The sequence below is a fragment of the Staphylococcus sp. Marseille-Q1834 genome, from assembly GCF_916858875.1.
In the GTDB taxonomy this organism is placed as follows: Bacteria; Bacillota; Bacilli; order Staphylococcales; family Staphylococcaceae; genus Staphylococcus; species Staphylococcus pragensis.
In genome coordinates, this window is sequence record NZ_CAKASN010000001.1 from 1,186,761 (window position 1) to 1,205,036 (window position 18,276).

17 protein-coding genes and 1 riboswitch are annotated in these 18,276 nt (G+C 33.1%); of the genes, 14 read left to right on the forward strand and 3 right to left on the reverse strand.

What is annotated here, in order from left to right:
- Positions 1 to 61 precede the first annotated feature (61 nt).
- The 7 genes from LIX58_RS05885 (at position 62) to LIX58_RS05915 (ending at position 7,185) form a co-directional block, all read left to right on the forward strand.
- On the forward strand, positions 62 to 1,333 hold the full coding sequence (locus tag LIX58_RS05885; RefSeq protein ID WP_126565711.1) for a nucleotide sugar dehydrogenase: 1,272 nt from the start codon (positions 62 to 64) through the stop codon (positions 1,331 to 1,333).
- Positions 1,334 to 1,376: 43 nt separating this feature from the next.
- A complete protein-coding gene (gene wecB, locus LIX58_RS05890; RefSeq protein WP_126565710.1) occupies positions 1,377 to 2,504 on the forward strand; it encodes a non-hydrolyzing UDP-N-acetylglucosamine 2-epimerase in 1,128 nt (375 codons plus the stop codon).
- Positions 2,505 to 2,577: 73 nt separating this feature from the next.
- The gene (locus LIX58_RS05895; RefSeq protein WP_168210241.1) at positions 2,578 to 3,783 is read left to right on the forward strand and encodes a glycosyltransferase family 4 protein; all 1,206 of its coding nucleotides are present in this window, start codon (positions 2,578 to 2,580) and stop codon (positions 3,781 to 3,783) included.
- Between the two features lie 18 nt (positions 3,784 to 3,801).
- Complete coding sequence (locus tag LIX58_RS05900; protein ID WP_126565708.1) at positions 3,802 to 4,398, forward strand: sugar transferase; 597 nt, start codon at positions 3,802 to 3,804, stop codon at positions 4,396 to 4,398.
- On the forward strand, positions 4,395 to 5,018 hold the full coding sequence (locus tag LIX58_RS05905) for an acetyltransferase (protein ID WP_154838135.1): 624 nt from the start codon (positions 4,395 to 4,397) through the stop codon (positions 5,016 to 5,018). The genes LIX58_RS05900 and LIX58_RS05905 overlap by 4 nt, the downstream gene beginning before the upstream one ends.
- Before the next feature lie 76 nt (positions 5,019 to 5,094).
- Positions 5,095 to 6,225, forward strand: coding sequence for a DegT/DnrJ/EryC1/StrS family aminotransferase (locus LIX58_RS05910; protein WP_154838133.1), 1,131 nt, complete (start codon positions 5,095 to 5,097; stop codon positions 6,223 to 6,225).
- 15 nt (positions 6,226 to 6,240) lie between these two features.
- On the forward strand, positions 6,241 to 7,185 hold the full coding sequence (locus LIX58_RS05915; RefSeq protein ID WP_126565705.1) for an LCP family protein: 945 nt from the start codon (positions 6,241 to 6,243) through the stop codon (positions 7,183 to 7,185).
- A 106-nt stretch (positions 7,186 to 7,291) separates the two neighbouring features.
- Here LIX58_RS05915 and LIX58_RS05920 read toward each other — a convergent pair whose 3' ends face one another.
- Positions 7,292 to 8,761: an alkaline phosphatase gene (locus LIX58_RS05920; RefSeq protein WP_126565704.1), complete on the reverse strand. Its 1,470-nt coding sequence runs from the start codon at positions 8,759 to 8,761 to the stop codon at positions 7,292 to 7,294.
- Positions 8,762 to 8,976: 215 nt separating this feature from the next.
- Positions 8,977 to 9,077: riboswitch (SAM riboswitch) on the forward strand.
- A gap of 73 nt (positions 9,078 to 9,150) precedes the next feature.
- Here LIX58_RS05920 and LIX58_RS05925 point away from each other — a divergent pair.
- From LIX58_RS05925 to LIX58_RS05955, 7 genes are all read left to right on the forward strand, one after another.
- Positions 9,151 to 9,321 carry a hypothetical protein gene (locus LIX58_RS05925; RefSeq protein WP_168210242.1) on the forward strand — a complete coding sequence of 57 codons (171 nt, stop codon included), beginning with the start codon at positions 9,151 to 9,153 and terminating at the stop codon, positions 9,319 to 9,321.
- Between the two features lie 141 nt (positions 9,322 to 9,462).
- Positions 9,463 to 9,627, forward strand: coding sequence for a hypothetical protein (locus LIX58_RS05930; protein WP_168210243.1), 165 nt, complete (start codon positions 9,463 to 9,465; stop codon positions 9,625 to 9,627).
- Positions 9,628 to 9,668: 41 nt separating this feature from the next.
- Positions 9,669 to 10,334 (forward strand): response regulator transcription factor, encoded by a 666-nt coding sequence (locus tag LIX58_RS05935; protein ID WP_126565703.1) that lies wholly within the window; start codon positions 9,669 to 9,671, stop codon positions 10,332 to 10,334.
- 5 nt (positions 10,335 to 10,339) lie between these two features.
- On the forward strand, positions 10,340 to 11,236 hold the full coding sequence (locus LIX58_RS05940) for a sensor histidine kinase (protein WP_126565702.1): 897 nt from the start codon (positions 10,340 to 10,342) through the stop codon (positions 11,234 to 11,236).
- 421 nt (positions 11,237 to 11,657) lie between these two features.
- Positions 11,658 to 12,407 carry an ABC transporter ATP-binding protein gene (locus LIX58_RS05945; protein ID WP_226386166.1) on the forward strand — a complete coding sequence of 250 codons (750 nt, stop codon included), beginning with the start codon at positions 11,658 to 11,660 and terminating at the stop codon, positions 12,405 to 12,407.
- A gap of 1 nt (position 12,408) precedes the next feature.
- The gene (locus LIX58_RS05950; protein WP_226386167.1) at positions 12,409 to 14,400 is read left to right on the forward strand and encodes an ABC transporter permease; all 1,992 of its coding nucleotides are present in this window, start codon (positions 12,409 to 12,411) and stop codon (positions 14,398 to 14,400) included.
- Between the two features lie 90 nt (positions 14,401 to 14,490).
- A complete protein-coding gene (locus tag LIX58_RS05955; RefSeq protein ID WP_126565699.1) occupies positions 14,491 to 15,816 on the forward strand; it encodes a DUF4064 domain-containing protein in 1,326 nt (441 codons plus the stop codon).
- Positions 15,817 to 16,013: 197 nt separating this feature from the next.
- Here the strand turns inward: LIX58_RS05955 and LIX58_RS05960 are convergent, their stop codons facing one another.
- Positions 16,014 to 17,315 carry an LLM class flavin-dependent oxidoreductase gene (locus tag LIX58_RS05960; RefSeq protein WP_154838131.1) on the reverse strand — a complete coding sequence of 434 codons (1,302 nt, stop codon included), beginning with the start codon at positions 17,313 to 17,315 and terminating at the stop codon, positions 16,014 to 16,016.
- Positions 17,316 to 17,408: 93 nt separating this feature from the next.
- Positions 17,409 to 18,158, reverse strand: coding sequence for a 3-oxoacyl-ACP reductase (locus tag LIX58_RS05965; protein ID WP_126565697.1), 750 nt, complete (start codon positions 18,156 to 18,158; stop codon positions 17,409 to 17,411).
- Between the last annotated feature and the right edge of the window lie 118 nt (positions 18,159 to 18,276).

The following is an 18,276-nucleotide window of genomic DNA, read 5'->3' on the forward strand; positions in this document are numbered from 1 at the left end:
ATTTTAAAATTTTACATGTAATAAACACACAAAATACACTTTAAATATGGAGGATTTGAAATTGAAATTAACAGTAGTAGGATTAGGATATATTGGATTACCGACTTCAATTATGTTTGCAAAACACGGTGTAGATGTATTAGGTGTAGATATTAACCAAAAGACAATTGACAGTTTACAAAATGGTAGGGTGAATATTGAAGAACCAGGACTACAAGAAGTTTTTGAAGAAGTACTTGACAAAGGAAAATTAAAAATATCAACTAAACCGGCAGAAGCCGATGCTTTCATCATTTCAGTTCCAACACCAAATAATGATGATGAGTATGAATCTTGTGATATATCAATTGTATTAAGTGCAGTAAATAGCATTCTTCCTTCTCTAAAAAAAGGAGATACGATTATTGTCGAGTCTACAATTGCACCACGTACAATGGATGATCATGTAAAACCTCTTATTGAAAAAGAAGGATTTACTATTGGTGAAGACGTTTATTTAGTTCATTGTCCAGAACGTGTTTTACCAGGAAAAATTTTAGAGGAATTAGTGTACAACAATCGAATTATTGGTGGTGTCACTCAAAACTGTGTTGAAGCAGGTAAACGTGTATATAGTACTTTTGTAAAGGGAGAAATGATTGAAACGAATGCGCGTACTGCTGAAATGAGTAAACTAATGGAAAATACTTATCGTGATTTAAATATCTCATTGGCTAATGAATTAACTAAAATTAGTAATAATTTAGGTATTAATGTTTTAGATGTTATTGAAATGGCTAATAAACATCCACGTGTAAATATTCATTCTCCAGGGCCAGGAGTTGGGGGACACTGTTTAGCAGTGGATCCATATTTCATCATTGCTAAAGATCCTGAAAACTCACCATTAATTCAAACTGGACGAAAAATTAACCGTTCTATGCCTAAATATGTAGTTGAAAATGTTAAACGTATTTTATCAGAAATAAATAATCCTAAAGTTACAGTGTTTGGTCTAACATATAAAGGGGATGTAGATGATATTCGCGAATCACCAGCATTTGATATTTATAAATTATTACAGGAAGAAAATCTAGAAGTAACTGCTTATGATCCACACGTAGAATTAGATTTTGTAGAAAAAGATATTAAAAAAGCAACTAAAGATTCATCACTTGTTTTAATACTTACTGACCATTCAGAATTTAAATCGTTTGATGATAGTGAATTTGAAAATATGAAAAATAAAATCATTTTTGATACAAAAAATGTTGTTAAGTCTAAATTTGATAAGGTTTCTTACTTTAATTATGGCAATTTATATGAAACTAAAAATATTGAACTAAAAAAGTAATTTAGTATAACAGTTACAATATTCAATATGTAAGGGGTATAAAATGAAGAAAATAATGACTATTTTTGGAACTCGTCCTGAAGCAATCAAGATGGCGCCTTTAGTAAAAGAGTTAGAAAAAAATGAAAATCTTGAACCAATTGTTGTAATTACTGCTCAACATAGAGAGATGTTGGATAGTGTATTGCAAATTTTTGATGTTAAACCCGATCATGACTTAAATATTATGAAAGCAAACCAAACTTTAGCTGAACTTACATCCAGAATTACCACTAAATTAGATGAAGTAATAAAAAAAGAACAACCAGACATGGTACTAGTTCATGGAGATACAACTTCTACATTTGTAGGTGGATTAACTGCATTTTATAATCAAACGCCTATAGGTCATGTTGAAGCGGGATTAAGAACGTGGAATAAGTATTCACCATTCCCCGAGGAAATGAATCGAGTTATGGTAGGAAATCTAGCAGATTTGAATTTTGCACCAACTAATAATGCTGCAGATAATTTGAGAAATGAAAATAAATCTGATGAAAGTATTGTAGTTACTGGTAATACTGCCATTGATGCAATGAAGACAACTATTAAAGAAGATTATCATTCAGATATTCTTCAAAAACATAGTGATAAGAAAATTATTTTATTAACAGCTCACAGAAGAGAAAATACTGGAGAACCAATGCATAATATTTTCAAAGCAGTGAAACGACTAGTGGATGAATATGAAGATATTGTAGTGGTTTATCCTATGCATAAAAATCCTAAAGTTAGAGATATTGCTAGTAAGTATTTAGAAAATCATTCGAGAATTGAGCTTATTGAACCGCTCGATGTAGTAGATTTTCATAATTTCGCAAATCAATCTCATTTAATACTGACTGATTCAGGCGGCGTACAAGAAGAAGCCCCTTCTCTAGGTAAACCAGTATTAGTATTACGAGATACAACTGAACGTCCTGAAGGTGTTCAAGCTGGTACCCTAAAAGTAATTGGTACTGATTTTAAGTCAGTTTTAGAAGAAACAAGAAACTTATTAGAGAATAAAGATGAATATTTAAAAATGAGCAAAGCTAGCAACCCTTATGGTGATGGTAAAGCTTCAAAACGTATTTGTGAAAATATTGAATATTATTTTAAATTAAGAGCAGATAAGCCAACCTCTTTTTAAATAAATAGATACATTTCTATACTAAGAAATTAGTATGGAAGTGTATTTATCTAAAATTTTTAGGAGAGATAATATGAAAAGTGCGATTTTTTTGACTATCAAAGAAATGGACAGTATAAATGAAACAGGAATTTATCATGATTTTATAAATGAGTTAGGTAAATACTATGATAAAGTTTTAGTTGTATCCCCAATACAAAGAAGAAATAAAAGTAAAACTCATATTAAAGAATTTAAAAATATAAATATTTTAAGAGTTAAAATTCCTAATATTACAAAAACGAATGTAATTGAAAAAGGAATAAGTACAGTATTAATTGAAAGTTTATATGATAAAGCCTTAAAAAAATTTTATAGTAAAGAGAATTTTGACACAATATTTTATTCTACTCCACCTATTACGTTTCCAAACCTAATTAGTAATTTGAAAAAACGTAATAATGCTACTACATATTTAATGTTGAAAGATATTTTCCCACAAAATGCTATAGATTTAAATATGTTTAAGAAAACTAGTCCTTTTTATAGCTTTTTCAGAATTAAAGAGAAAAAAACTTATAGAATTTCTGATTATATAGGTGTTATGTCTCCGAAGAATAAAGAATTCATACTTAAACATAATAAATTTATTGATAAAAATAAAGTTCATATATTTAGAAACGCGTTATATGATACTTCAAAAGAAATTGAAATTAATAAAGAGAAATTATATACCAAGTACAACTTAAATACTAATAAAGTAACATTCATTTATGGAGGAAATTTGGGAGCTCCACAAGGAGCAGAAAATATTAAAGAAGTAATAAAAAACTTTAATAAAGTTGAAAATGGGCAATTGGTTATTGTCGGAAGTGGAACAAAATTTGCTGAAATACAAAATTATGGAGAAAAAATTGATAATGTCCATATTTTTAATCAATTACCAAAAAATGATTACGATGAACTGTTAAAAGTTAGCGATGTAGGTTTAATCTTCTTAGATAAGAGATTTACTATACCTAATTATCCTTCTAGATTATCAAGTTATTTGATGTTAAGTAAACCAATATTAGCTATGACTGATCCTAACACAGATATTGGCTTAGAAATAGTGAATAATCAATGTGGCTATTGGATTAATGATGGCAACGTTGATAATTTTATCGATAAAGCTGTCGAGATTTCTAATAATCATGAGTTACGAACAAAGATGGGTAATAATTCCAAATTAATGTTCAACAATTATTTTAAAATTGAAAACAACGTAAAAAATATGATGGACTTTATTTATCGTTATTAAAGTTTGCGAGGTGTAAAAATGTTAAAAAGATTACTAGATATATCAGTAAGTTCAATAGGATTAATTATTTCCGCGCCAATTACATTGACTACTGCTATACTTATCTCAAAAAAACTAGGAAAACCTGTACTGTTTAAACAGATACGACCAGGAATAAATGGTAAACCTTTTGAAATCTACAAATTTAGAACAATGACTGATGCAAGAGATGAAAAAGGTCAATTGCTTCCTAATTCTGAAAGGATGACGGATTTTGGGAGATTAGTAAGAAAAACAAGCATCGATGAAATTCCACAACTTATTAATGTTTTAAAAGGTGATATAAGTTTAGTGGGTCCTAGACCTTTGTTAATGGAATATTTATCTCTTTACAATGAAGAACAAAAAAAACGTCACGATGTTAAACCTGGTATAACAGGTTGGGCCCAAATAAATGGTAGAAATGCTATTTCTTGGGAACAAAAATTTAAATTGGACGTATTATACGTCGAAAATCAATCTCTAAAATTGGATATTTATATACTTTATAAAACAATTTTAAATGTTTTAAAAAGAAAAGACATAAATGCAAGTGAGACAGTTTCTATGAAGAGATTTGAGGGAAATAAAAAATGAAAAAAGTGATATTAATAGGTAATGGGGGACATTCTAAAGTTATAGCAGATATTATTAAATTATCTGATGATTGTAAGCTTTGTGGTTATTTAGATCAAAAATTTGAACATAAAGAAGTTTCTAATGGATTAATATATGATAGTATCAGTAATTTTAAAAAATATGTAAAAGAATATCATTTTTTTATTGCAATAGGGAATAACAAAATTAGAAAAAAGATTTATGAAACTTTAAACTTGCCTAAAGAAAAGTATGTAACCTTAATTCATCCATCTGTTGTCATAGGTTCAGATGTACATATAGGTCATGGCACTGTTGTTATGGGAAATGCGGTTATTAATGCTAGTACAAATATTGGTAATCAATGCATTATAAATACATTAGCAAGTGTAGGACATGATATTAATATAAATGATTTTGTCCATATCTCTCCAAACTCAACTCTTACTGGAGGATCAATAATCAATGAAGGTACACAAATTGGAGCTGGTGCTTGCCTAATTCCATGTATACAAATTGGTGAAAATTGTTTAGTTGGAGCTGGTGCTACAGTGGTGAACAATGTTCCAGATAATAAATTAGTCGTAGGCAGTCCAGCGAAAGTGAAAAAAGAAATCTAATGACTAATATTTGTTAGTAATAATAAACTTTTCGAATATAAAATATAATGAATTTAGATTTAAGGAGTAGATTTGAATGGAAAATGAAAGAATCTTTTTATCAAGACCTCACATGGGAGGTACAGAACTTGATTATATCCATGATGCATTTGAAAAAAATTGGGTAGCACCTTTAGGAGAAAATGTAACTGAATTTGAAAATAGCGTAAAAAATTACACTGGAATTAAATCTGCTTTAGCATTGACAAGCGGAACAGCTGCTATTCATTTAGCTTTAATTGAGAGTGGTGTACGAAAAGGTGATGTTGTATTTTGTAGTTCATTAACTTTTAGTGCTTCGGCTAATCCAATAATTTATCAAGATGCTATACCTGTCTTTATTGATTCAGATATGGATACTTGGAACATGTCACCTATAGCTTTGCGTAAAGCGTTTGAGAAATATGCTGAAAGAGGCATCAAACCTAAAGCTGTAGTATCTGTTAATCTATATGGTCAATCTGCTAAAATGGATGAAATTAAAGAGATTTGTGATCAATATGGTTCAATTCTTATTGAAGACGCTGCAGAATCACTTGGCGCAGAATATAAAGGAAAAAAAAGTGGTACTTTTGGTAAATTTGGTATTTACTCATTTAATGGTAATAAAATTATAACTACTAGTGGTGGAGGTATGCTAATTTCTAATGATGAAAAAAGCATAGCACATGCGTTATTCTTATCAACCCAGTCAAGAGATAAAGCCTTACATTATCAACATAGCGAATTAGGCTTTAATTATCGATTAAGTAATATTTCTGCAGGAATAGGTAGAGGACAAATGGAAATTTTAGATCAACGTGTTAAACGTCGACGTGAAATTTTCGATAAATATAATAAAGCATTTGGTGACATTGATGGTTTTAAATTCCAACCTGAATTACCTAATTCTAGGTCAAATCGTTGGTTAACAGCTTTAACAATTGATGAAAGTAAAACAAATTTCACCGCATTAAAATTAATAGAAACATTGCTAGAAAATAATATTGAAGCACGTCCAGTTTGGAAACCAATGCACTTGCAACCATATTTTGAGTCTTATGATTATATTGCTGAAAACAAGGATAATAGTGCATATTTATTTGAACATGGAGTATGTTTACCTTCAGGTTCTGATATGACGAATGAACAACAAGAACGCGTAATTGAAATAATTAAAAGTTTATAAAAAGAGTGATGATAAATGAAGAAAAAATCAACAGCTTTTAAAGTAATTATTACAATTTTAATTGTATTAATTGTTCTTATTATTGCTGCAGGAATATTTGTTTTTTCGAAACTTCATTCATTGAACAATTCTATTAATCACCCTCTTAATAGAGATCATTCCCAACTAAGACAGAAATCATTAAAAGATGGGGACCCAATGACAGTAGTGCTTTATGGTATTGATGATGATTCTAGACGACATCAAGAAAATATGGGTCAAAGAAGTGATTCGATTGTATTAATGTCTATTAATCCTAAAGATAAAAAAACTGTAATGGTAAGTGTACCCAGAGATACGCGAGCTGAAATGGTAGGTAGAAATACTACTGAAAAGATTAATCATGCTTATGCTTACGGTGGACCCAAAATGGCTGTTAATTCATTGGAAAAATTAATGAATGTACCAGTAGATCATTACATAGCTATAAATATGGATGGTGTTAAAACAGTAGTTGATGAAATAGGTGGAGTGACTGTAGCAAGTAATGCAACGTTTAATACTACAGATTCAAAAAAAGACTACAAATTTGAACAAGGTAAAGAATATAATATGGATGGAGAAGAAGCTTTAGCATATATGAGAAGTCGTAAAGATGAAGGGGCTGGAGGAGACGAAGGTCGTCAATTACGTCAGCAACAAGTCATTACTGCAGTAGCTAAAGAAGCATTCTCAATTAACTCTATTACTAAATTAAATGGTATCTTTAAAGCAGCTCAAGATAACTTGAAAACTGACTTAAGCTTTGTACAGTTAAATAGTTTCAAATCTGATTACGACAAAGCTCAAGATAATGTTGAACGTTTAACAATTGACGGGCAAAATAAAGTTGGCGACGATGGATTATATTACTTCTATCCAGATAAAAATAGCATGAATGAAGTTGAAAAGAAAATTAAAGACAATTTAGAAATTAACTAAACATCAAAGAGTGCTTTATCCGATAGTGGATGAAGCACTTTTTTGATATATATAAACTAAAAACAGGCGCTCTCACATAAGAGAGCGCCTGTTTCAATATGAAATATTATTGGTTTTGTTGGCTTGCTACGTCATTTGCGAAGAAGTCGAAGATGTTTTTAGCGCTTTGAGTGTTGTCCATGTTACCAGCGAATTTATCTTCACCAGGACCGTGTGCGTAAGTGTTTACGTCTTCACCTGTGTGGCCGTATGTAGTCCAACCAGTGTGAGATTCATCGTTAATTGGTTTTTGGATAGCATCTTGTAATTTTGTAGTTGCTTCAGCGACTTTAGGGTCTTTGTCGTCTTTAGCATTAGCTTTAGCATCTTTTAATTCTTTCGCCGCTTCTTTAACTTTATCTAATTGGTCACTAGGGAAGTCGATTCCATAACCATCATTGATAACTTGTTCAGGGTCTTTACCTTCAGCAATTTGTTTTGTCATGTAGCTACCAGAGTGTTTCATTTTATGAATTGCTTCAGGATTCCAAACGTAGTCTTTACCTTTAGCGATTGATAAACCACCAGTTGAGTGGTCAGCTGTAGCAACAACTAAAGTATCTTTATGTGTATTTGCGTAATCGATAGCGTTTTGGAAAGCTTTTTCGAAACCGCTCATTTCTGACATAACACCAGTGATGTCGTTAGGGTGGCCAGATTTGTCGATTGACGCACCTTCTACCATTAAGAAGAAGCCTTTGTTATTTTTTTCTAATTTAGATAATGCACTATTTTCCATATCAACTAATAATGGATTTTCTTGAGGTGCATCGATTTGTAATGGCATATCTTTTTCAGAGAATAAACCTAATACTTGATCGCTTTGAGAGTTTGCTAATTCATCTTTATTAGTGACATAATCGTAACCGTCTTGTTGGAATTTCTCAGTTAAGTTACCATTTTCTTTACCGAAGTATTTAGAACCGCCACCTAAGATAACGTCTGCTTTGTGTTGGCCATTAATTTTATCGTTAAAGAATTGTTGAGCGATTTCATCTTTTTTATCACGGCTATCAACGTGAGCTGCATAAACAGCTGGAGTAGCATCAGTTACTTCGGCTGTTGTAACGATACCAGTTGATTTACCATCTTCTTTAGCTTGTTCTAATACAGATTTAACAGGATTTTTATTAGTGTCTACTGAGATAGCACCGTTATAAGTTTTGTGACCAGTTGCGAAAGCAGTACCACCTGCAGCTGAGTCAGTTACGTTTTCTTTAGGGTCGTCTGGATTTGTACGGTTTGTACCTTTTAAATATTTATCGAATGCAGTTTGATCTAATTCTTTAGTGTCTGGGTTATCTGCGAAATAACGGTAAGCTGAGTTATAAGAAGGTCCCATACCATCGCCAACCATGAAGATAACGTTTTTAGGATTTTCAGTGTTACCAAACGCGACAGCGCCATTTTCACCTTGTTGACCTTGATTTCCTTCACCCGCACCAGATGCGAATGAAACATGTGTAGTTCCCAATACAGAAGCAGCTAAAATTGAACCTGCAACAGTAGTTTTACCAAATTTGTTGATGAAACTCATTTTTAAAAAGCCCCCTAATATGTATAAAGTAGTTGTTACTTATTTATATTAAGAAACTTTATTTGATTTAAGATGATTATAAAGTTATTTTTAAGTAAAGGTATTGTAAACAATTATTAATTTGTAGAATTAATAATATTTTCCATTTGAATTAATTTCATAATCCTTTTCAGAAATAAGAAAGTGGGTTATAATATTTATAAATAAAATAGTTCGTCTTATTAAGAGTGAGTGGAGGGACTTGGCCCTATGAAGCTCCAGCAACTGCGTTCATCGTGAGGTGCTAAATCCAACAGGAATTCCTGAGAGATAAGAAGATGTCTGGAAGCGCTTCTTATTTAAGGAGGGCTATTTTATTTACCCAATTTTTTGAAAAGGTGGTAAAACGTATGGCAACATTAAAAGAACTATTTGAGCAATTAGACTACTGGGAGAACTATTCACCGAGAAGTTATAGTGGTGGTATGCTGCGAGTAGGTAAAATAGGAGAAGTCAAAAATCAAATCTTCAAAAGTATTACGGTTGAAGATATTAGAAAGTATATATTAAATAGGAAGTAATTGGTTACAAACCTCATCATACTGTTGTGATGGGGTTTTTAATATGACTCATACTGTATGCATATTCATTTTCAAGAAAAAGATGTAAAATAGAGGCTAAGTAATTAGCAAATATCATTAAAAAAATAGAGGTGAACACCTGTGATATTAATTATGTTATCTCCATTATTGATTATAGGATTTATCGCATTATCAATTAGGGAAGAAAGAAAACGTAGTAAAAAAACACAAGAGAAAAAAGCTGAAATGGAAAAAGAGAAAAACAAAATCTCAAATCCAGATTATGATGAGAAAGAAAAAGAGTAATTTACTAAAACGTAGAAATTCAGTTACGAAAGGTGAGCAATATGAAAGTTCTTATTGTGGAAGATGACTTAGTGATTGCAGAAAGCTTAGAACGTGAGCTATCTCAATGGAATTACGAAGTTGTAGTAGCGAAACAGTTTGATAATATTCTTGATTTATTTAACACCCATCAACCGCAATTGGTATTATTGGATATAAATTTACCAACGTTTAATGGCTATCATTGGTGCCAAGAAATTCGAAAGACGTCAAATGTGCCGATTATCTTCATTAGTTCACGTACGGATAATATGGATCAGATCATGGCAATTCAAATGGGCGGCGATGACTTTATCGAAAAGCCGTTTAACTTATCTTTAACCGTAGCAAAGATTCAAGCATTGCTACGACGCACGTATGATTTAGCGGTTTCAAATAATGAAATTATAGTGCGTGATTGTAAATTGATTATTGATGAAGCGACGCTTTACCATAATGATGAATCTGTGCAATTATCTTTTACGGAACTTCAAATTCTGCATATGCTATTTCGTAACGAAGGCAAATATGTCAGTCGTACGTCTCTAATTGAAAAATGTTGGGAATCAGAAAATTTCATTGATGATAATACACTTGCTGTGAATATGACACGTTTACGTAAGAAGTTACAATCGATTGGCGTAAAAGATTTGATAGAAACAAAGAAAAATGTTGGATATAAGGTGTAAGTGTTATGTTTAAAGCATTTATGAAATCAATATTAAATGAACTTATCATCGTGATTACCATAATATTATTGTTTCTACTAATATTCTTTTTATTTAGCTTACCTTTAAGTGCGTTCATGTTAGGTATGGCGATTATTTTATTTGTCATGATTATTTATTGGCTGATTCAATTGAGTGGCTTTAAAGAACAAGAAAATATGAAAGAAACCATCGAGCATCTTGAAGATGAATTACAACAAGTTAAGAGTAGTCAAACTGAGTATCAAGCCAATGTGGAGAACTATTTCTTAACATGGGTTCATCAAATCAAGACACCGATTACCGCTTCGAAGCTATTATTAGAACGTAATGAAGATAATGTAGTTAATCGTATGCGTCAGGAAATCATTCAAATTGATAACTATACGAGTCTTGCGCTAAGTTATTTAAAATTGATGAATGAAGAGACGGACATGTCCTTTTCCAAAGTAACGATTAATGAACTCGTACGTCCATTAATTATGAAATATTCGATTCAATTTATAGATCAAAAAACAAAAATTCATTATGAACGTTGTGAAGATGAAGTATTGACCGATGTCCAGTGGTGTAGCATCATGATTGAACAAATTCTAAATAATGCATTGAAATATGCCCGAGGAAAAGATATTTGGATTGCATTTGATAACAATACAAAAGTACTATCCATTCGTGATAATGGCGTGGGAATTAGCCAAGCTGACCAGCCGAAAATATTCGATAAAGGGTATTCAGGTTATAATGGTCGTCTTAATGATCAATCAAGTGGCATTGGCCTTTTTATCGTGAAACATATTTCACAACATCTCCATCACAAAGTGGATGTCGAATCAGAACTTGGAGCAGGAGCAACCTTCCACATTCATTTCCCACAATCAAACTAAACTTTCAAAATTGTAAGCCAGCCAACAACATTTGTAAGAAAATATCAATGTTGTTGGTCCTTTTTTGTTTTATCATAGAATTAACATGAAAATATTCTAGTTTTAGGTTTATTAAATATAGAAGAAATTAATGAGATTCTTGGGTAAATTGATTTAAATCTTTTCATACTTAAGTAAGTAGTTCTAAGATAGATTACGAAGTGTAGTTGTGACGACTCCTAGTGGAAAAGAAAGTGTCGAGTGACTACAGGCACGAGCCTTTCCCACAGGAAAGCGCACAACTTAAACAAGTAAATATCTACCTAAGAACTGCTTTATAAGACCAAGGCTCAACCCATCCCCTAGGCAAGCACACAACAGAATGAGTGACAGTTATATATACATATCAAAAATCATTTTCAAAGAAAGGAAGAATGAAGACATGTTATTAGACGTGAAAAATATAAAGAAAACATTCGGCAGAGGATTAAATGCAACCACAGCCCTCAACGGCATTTCCCTAACTGTAGATAACGGCGAATTCGTCGCCATCATGGGTGAATCAGGCTCAGGTAAATCCACACTCCTTAACCTCATCGCCACATTCGATAAAGCCACAGAAGGCGTTATTACCATCAACAACCAAGACATCCGCAAATTACGTAACAAACAAATTGCACACTTCCGTCGTGATAATTTAGGCTTCGTCTTCCAAGACTTTAATGTCCTACCAACTATGACTAATAAAGATAACATACTCACGCCACTTGTCTTAGCTAATCGTTCTCATAAAATTATGGAACAGCGTTTAGACCAAATCAGTACGGAACTCGGTATTGAGAAATTACTAGATAAATATCCATATCAAATTTCTGGCGGAGAACAGCAACGTATTGCTATTGGACGAGCGCTCATGAATGAACCCAATTTGTTACTTGCCGATGAACCAACTGGCGCGCTAGATTCAAAGACTTCGAAGAATATTATGAATCTTTTCAGAAAAATTAATGACAATCATCAAACCATCTTAATGGTGACACATTCTGCAGTGGATGCCTCTTATGCAAAGCGCGTATTGTTTATTAAAGATGGACGTTTATATCATGAAATTTATCGTGGAGAGGAATCGCAACAAGATTTCCAGAAGCGTATTGCAGATAGTTTAGCTATTCTGAATGAAAGAGGTGATTGAGATGCCATTTCGTATGCTATGGACAATGGTTGGTCAAAACTTCAAAATGCAACGACATGTCATGATACCGTTTATACTGGCGCTAAGTGTGATATTTGGAATTGAATTTATACTACTATCTTTGTACATGAATGATTACGTTCAACATCGAAGTGACACATTACCGGCGTTTATAGCGATAGGTAACTTCTTTATGAGTGTATTAGGTTTCATATTTATTTTGTATGCGAATCGATTCATGATGAAACGGTGTCAACGAGAACTAGCCATGTATATGATATTAGGTATGGAGAAGAAACATTTCCAGCTTATTATGTTGGTAGAAATGGTTTATCAATATATCGTTGTCGGCATACTAAGTATTTCAGGGGGCTATTTGTTCGGCGCCTTAACCTTTATGTTGTTAAATAAATTGCTACACCAAACCAATATGTCGTTGATAGACTACCCATTTAACACTACATCGATGCTTATTACATTATTAATGTTAGCAGGGTTGATGTTATTTTTATTTATAATGAACAATATTAGAGTATTATTTCAAAGTCCGATTAAGTTAATTCAACAACAACAAGTAACGGAGAAGCGGTTGCCTAAACCTATTCTCTATATATTATTAGTTATTGGTATTATTGCAATAGCTGTAAGCTATAACATTGCGTTAAGTGATGCGTTATTAACACAATCAATTTTTCAACTGTTTAATGCCGTCTTTCTAGTCATGTTAGGAACCTATTGTTTATTTATCTCATTAGGCGTTTTATTACTTGAATGGCTACAAAAAATTCCGAAACTATATTATCATCCGAAATACTTTTTCGTTATTTCTGGTTTAAGGTCTCGAATTAATACAAATGCTATCGGACTCGCGAGTATTTCTATCCTATGCACATTTTTAATCGTCACTTTGGGCATGACGATTACAACATATCGTGGTATAGATCAATGTATCACTACATTGATGCCTGATCAATATAAGATTTCAGTTCAAGGTAATGTGAAAACGGATAAGACGGTACAACATAAAGTACATGGTTTAAAGCATGAGATTAAAAATAACGCAAAAATAGATTTCTTTAAAGAGATTCCAGTAGCTATGATTGCTAGTACGTATCAGTCTCCTAATACATTTAATAAAGAAGAAACGAATACAGCAAGATTTCACATTAGTAATCCTTATTTAATATTGATGACTCAAGAGGATTATAATAAGGTAGCTACCCATAAAGTGAACTTAAATGACAATGAAGTAGGCCTAGCTAGTTCTAGTCTGATATTAAAAAAATTAAAAAAGATTAACTTAATGGATACTCAATTTAAAGCGAAACAAGTAGACGAGCTTAGCTATACGTATCAGATGCCAGAAGGGTTAATGGTCATAACGCCGAGTGATCAACGTTACAATCAAATAGCAAATTATTATATGGATGGACTTTATTCATCAAGTCGTCATCTTAGTACTTATGAAACGACATTTATTAATTTTAATATTATGACTAAGGATGTTTCTCATTTTAATAAAATAATGAATCATTTAGAGGACAAATATAAAGTTGATATTCAAAGTAGAGATGAAACGGCAACCATGTTATATGAATTAAATGGTGGATTGATATTTATTGGTATCATTGTTTCAATTATATTGCTGCTCGGTACTTTCTTGATGATGTATTATAAAAATATTGCAGAAGGTTATGAAGATCGTCGTAATTATCAAATTATGAAGAAAGTCGGAATCGAAGACGAACGTATTAAATCGACCATCAATCATCAAATTATTTGGATTTTTGCTTTACCAATTTTAGTAGCGATGGTTCATGTCGCAGTCGCATTTAAATATATTTTTACTCTATTAGGTATTTTAAGCATAACGAATATGGGTGAATTCGCGACAAGTTATATTGGTGTATTTATCACGGTTATCGCTATTTACGCCTTGATGTATTGGGTTACGTCTCGCATTTACTACCTCATTGTCCATCGCCAGTTTTAATTTTTTGAAAAGGAAATTGGGGATACTTTTCAAAAAATAAGAGTAACGTCATTGTCATCAGGGTATAGGACAAAAAAAGGAGGCGTAATTATGGCGAATCAAACATATGATTATTCAACGAAGAACGGACATGAACATAACAAAGTGAGCCGAATTGGTGAACACATACTGACTTGGGTCGGTGTAGCAATTCAAGCGTTACTTGCAATTGTATTTCTATTAATTCGTCCTTTCGTAGGGAATGGAGATTTCCGAGAACAAGTCATAACTGAAACACAAAGACAAGGTAACCAAGTATCAACAAATGAAATTAATAACGGTGTTAATGCGTTAAGTAAATTTATTGATTTCCTTACTTGGGGTTCAATTATTCCTTTAATCTTAGCAATTATTGGTGGCTTTTTAATTAGTAAAAAACATAAAGTTGCAGGTATTTTAATTCTTATCGCAGGTGTTTTAGCGCTAGCAACAAACTGGATTAGCGCTATCTTATGGTTAATCGCAGGTATTATGTTATTAGTAAGAAAAGCTAAAAAACATAATGATCATGACAACAATTATTATGGTAATAATCACTATGATAACCACCGTGACAACCGTTATGACAATCGTAACAATAGTTACGATAACGACAATAACAACCGAAATAATGGTTATGCGAATGTAACTAATCAAGGTCATAATAGAGATGATTACAATCATCATCATGATAATAATGATGACAGTCGTCGCAACAATCATGACAACCAAAACAGTGGTTATGCTAACGTGACAAATCAAGGTCAACATGGCAATGATTACCACAATGATAGAAATGATAATCGTAACGATAGAGACAACCATGACAGACATGATAGTGATCGTAAAGATGTAAATGCTAGTAACAATGCCTTCATTTTAGATGAAGAAGATAAAGCTAAAGAACAGGACTATATTAAAGAACATTATTCAAACGATGATGAACACGATGTACATGAGGGCAGTCATAATTCTAGTCATAGCAATGACAATGAGCGTCATAATCGTGACCATTTATATGATGATAATGGTTACCGTCGTGACGATGACCGTAATTATAACCATGATACAGACCGTCATGAGTATCGTTCATCAAATCACCGTGATGATTTAAACCATTTTGATGATGACTTTAATCGTCGTAATGATGTAGAGTGGTCAGCAGATAACGGTAACGATGATCATAATAATATTGGTAGAACATTAACGAATGATGAAGATAATCATCATGACAACGATAACAACTATCGTCGTAGTGATAGATATAATCACAATAATAATAATGATTCAATTGGCTTAAATAAAGATCTTGAAAAGGAACACCATAACGATGATTTCTTAAAAGATGAAGCTAAAAAATTACAAGATAAGAAAGATAATGACCCTTACAAATATTAAGTGTTGTTATCAGTAAAGGAGCGAGCCTGTCTTTCAGGTTCGCTTTTTTATATGAATTAAATAAGGCGATGGTGCTCCTAAGTTAGCATCATCGCCTTTATACGTTAATTTCTATTATATGGATTAATAAATTGGGTATTGGATATAAATGAATTTGAATTAAATGATATAGATAATAATGAATGTCTTTTTTATTTCTAATTTAGCCCTAAGTGATCTATCAGGGTATGTCCTGTATACGTTGTGCGATATAAACCACGACGTTGTAATTCAGGAACGATTAAATCTACAAAGTCTTCTAAACTATGTGGGAGGGAAGGTGGCATTAAATTAAAGCCATCTGCGACACCTTCGTTGAACCAATGTTCCATTTCGTCTACGATGTCTTCAGGTGTGCCTACTAAGGTTAAATGTCCGCCTCCAGCATTTAAATAGCCAAGTAATTCACGAACAGTCGGTTGTTTATCATTAATGATTTCAAGGATAGTTTCGTAACGACCCTTTGGTCCACTAAATTCCTCAAGTGGGGGTAATTCGGGAACGGGTTGGTCTAGTTCCCAATTACTACAATCTTGTTGAACAAAGAAACTTAACTGTTTCAAAGCCGTTTCAACGGGAAGTAAAGCATCTAGCTCTGCTTTCTTAGCTTCCGCTTCTTCACGTGTACGCCCTACATACGTTACTAATCCAGGAAAGACTTTAATGTATCTTGGGTTATCTGTGTTTTGTTTCATTTGAGCATCTAATCTTTCACGGTAGCGTTGAGCTTGTTTCAAATTCCATGATACTGAATAAACGGCATCTGCATATTTCGTAGCCAACGCAATACCTTGGTCAGATGCGCCTGCTTGCATAGCAACTGGCTTTCCTTGTGGGCTTTGTGGTGTTGTTAGTGGCCCACGTACTTGGAAATATTTACCTTTATGGTGAAGCGGTTGTATCGTTGTCGTATCCATCAACGTCCCAGCTTCACGATGAGGTTGAAAGTCTTCCGTAGTCCATGACTCAAACAATCCATTAACGACGCGGGCGAATTCGTCCGCCTTTTCATAGCGAACAGCATGCTCAGGCAATGCCTCCATACTATGGTTCTGAGCCTCCACGTCTGTCATAGAAGTTACTAAATTCCAACCGACACGGCCGCCAGTGATATGGTCCAAGCTTAATAACTGACGCGCTGCCGTGAATGGATTTGAAAATGTACTCGAGATAGTGGGCACCAAACCGACATGATGTGTCACTTGGGAAATAGCTGTTAAGTTAATGAGGGGGTCAAACCAGAAACTCGGCATCGTGGTGAAACCTGGATTGAAGGCCTGATTATCCGCAAAGAAGACGACGTCAAATAGTCCTTGCTCAGAAAGTTGAGCTAGCTCTTGATAATAGGTAATATCACCAAGACGTTCAACACTTGAGTAAGGTTGTTGCCAAGCTGCCTGATGGTGACCACACCCATAAATTAAAATACCAATGTGTAATTGCTGTTTCTCTTTCGTCATAATGAATCACTAACACTCCAGTTTGTTGTTGGGATTTTGATTAAATAGAGAATAATGCGCTTAATGAAAACGTCGCATTTAACTCTAAGTGGTTTAGTTCATTGTTAAACCGCCATCAACTGTAATGTTTTGTCCTGTAATACCGTTGGCTGCTTCAGAACTTAAGTACGCTACCATATTTGCCACATCTTGAGGTGTTGTCACTTTACGTAAAGGTGTTGTTTGAGCGATTAAGTCAAATACTTCTGGTGTGGTTACTGCACTGGCGTCAGTTGTCTTTAATAAACCACCAGAAACCATATTAGCTGTAATACCATATTGACCTAATTCAGCAGCGATATTACGTGTGAAACCAATTAAACCTGCTTTTGCAGTTGTATATTCATGATATGGGACAACAGGATTTTGGAATAAGTTTGTACCAATACTGATGATGCTACCAGCGTTACGTTCGATAAATTGAGGAACTACACTTTGAGCAACGTTAAATGCTGCTTTTAACGTACCATCAATTTGTTGTTGGTAATCTTCCCAGCTTAAGTCTTTGAATGCTTTTTGAGCAACGGGATCGAACTTGAAGTTAACTAATGCATTGTTCACTACTACATCGATTTGTCCGAAGTGAGCTGTTGCTTCTTTCACTAAACGGTCCACTTCTTCACGTTGTGTCACGTCTGCTTGTAGTGTGATTGCGTTGTCGCCTAATTTGGTTGCTAACTGTTCAGCAGCTTCTTTACTCTTATTGTAATTAATGACAACTTGAAATCCTTGTGACACTAATGTTCTTGCGATGACTGCGCCTAAACCACGGCCGCCGCCTGTTACTAATACTGTTCTTGCCATTGCACGAGCCTCCATCACTTTGATTTTACAGTAAAAAAATACGCAACCTTCGTTAGGAAAGTTGCGTAAATAATAGATATGTATATATAAGCAAGAGATTAACACACGTGTTATCCCT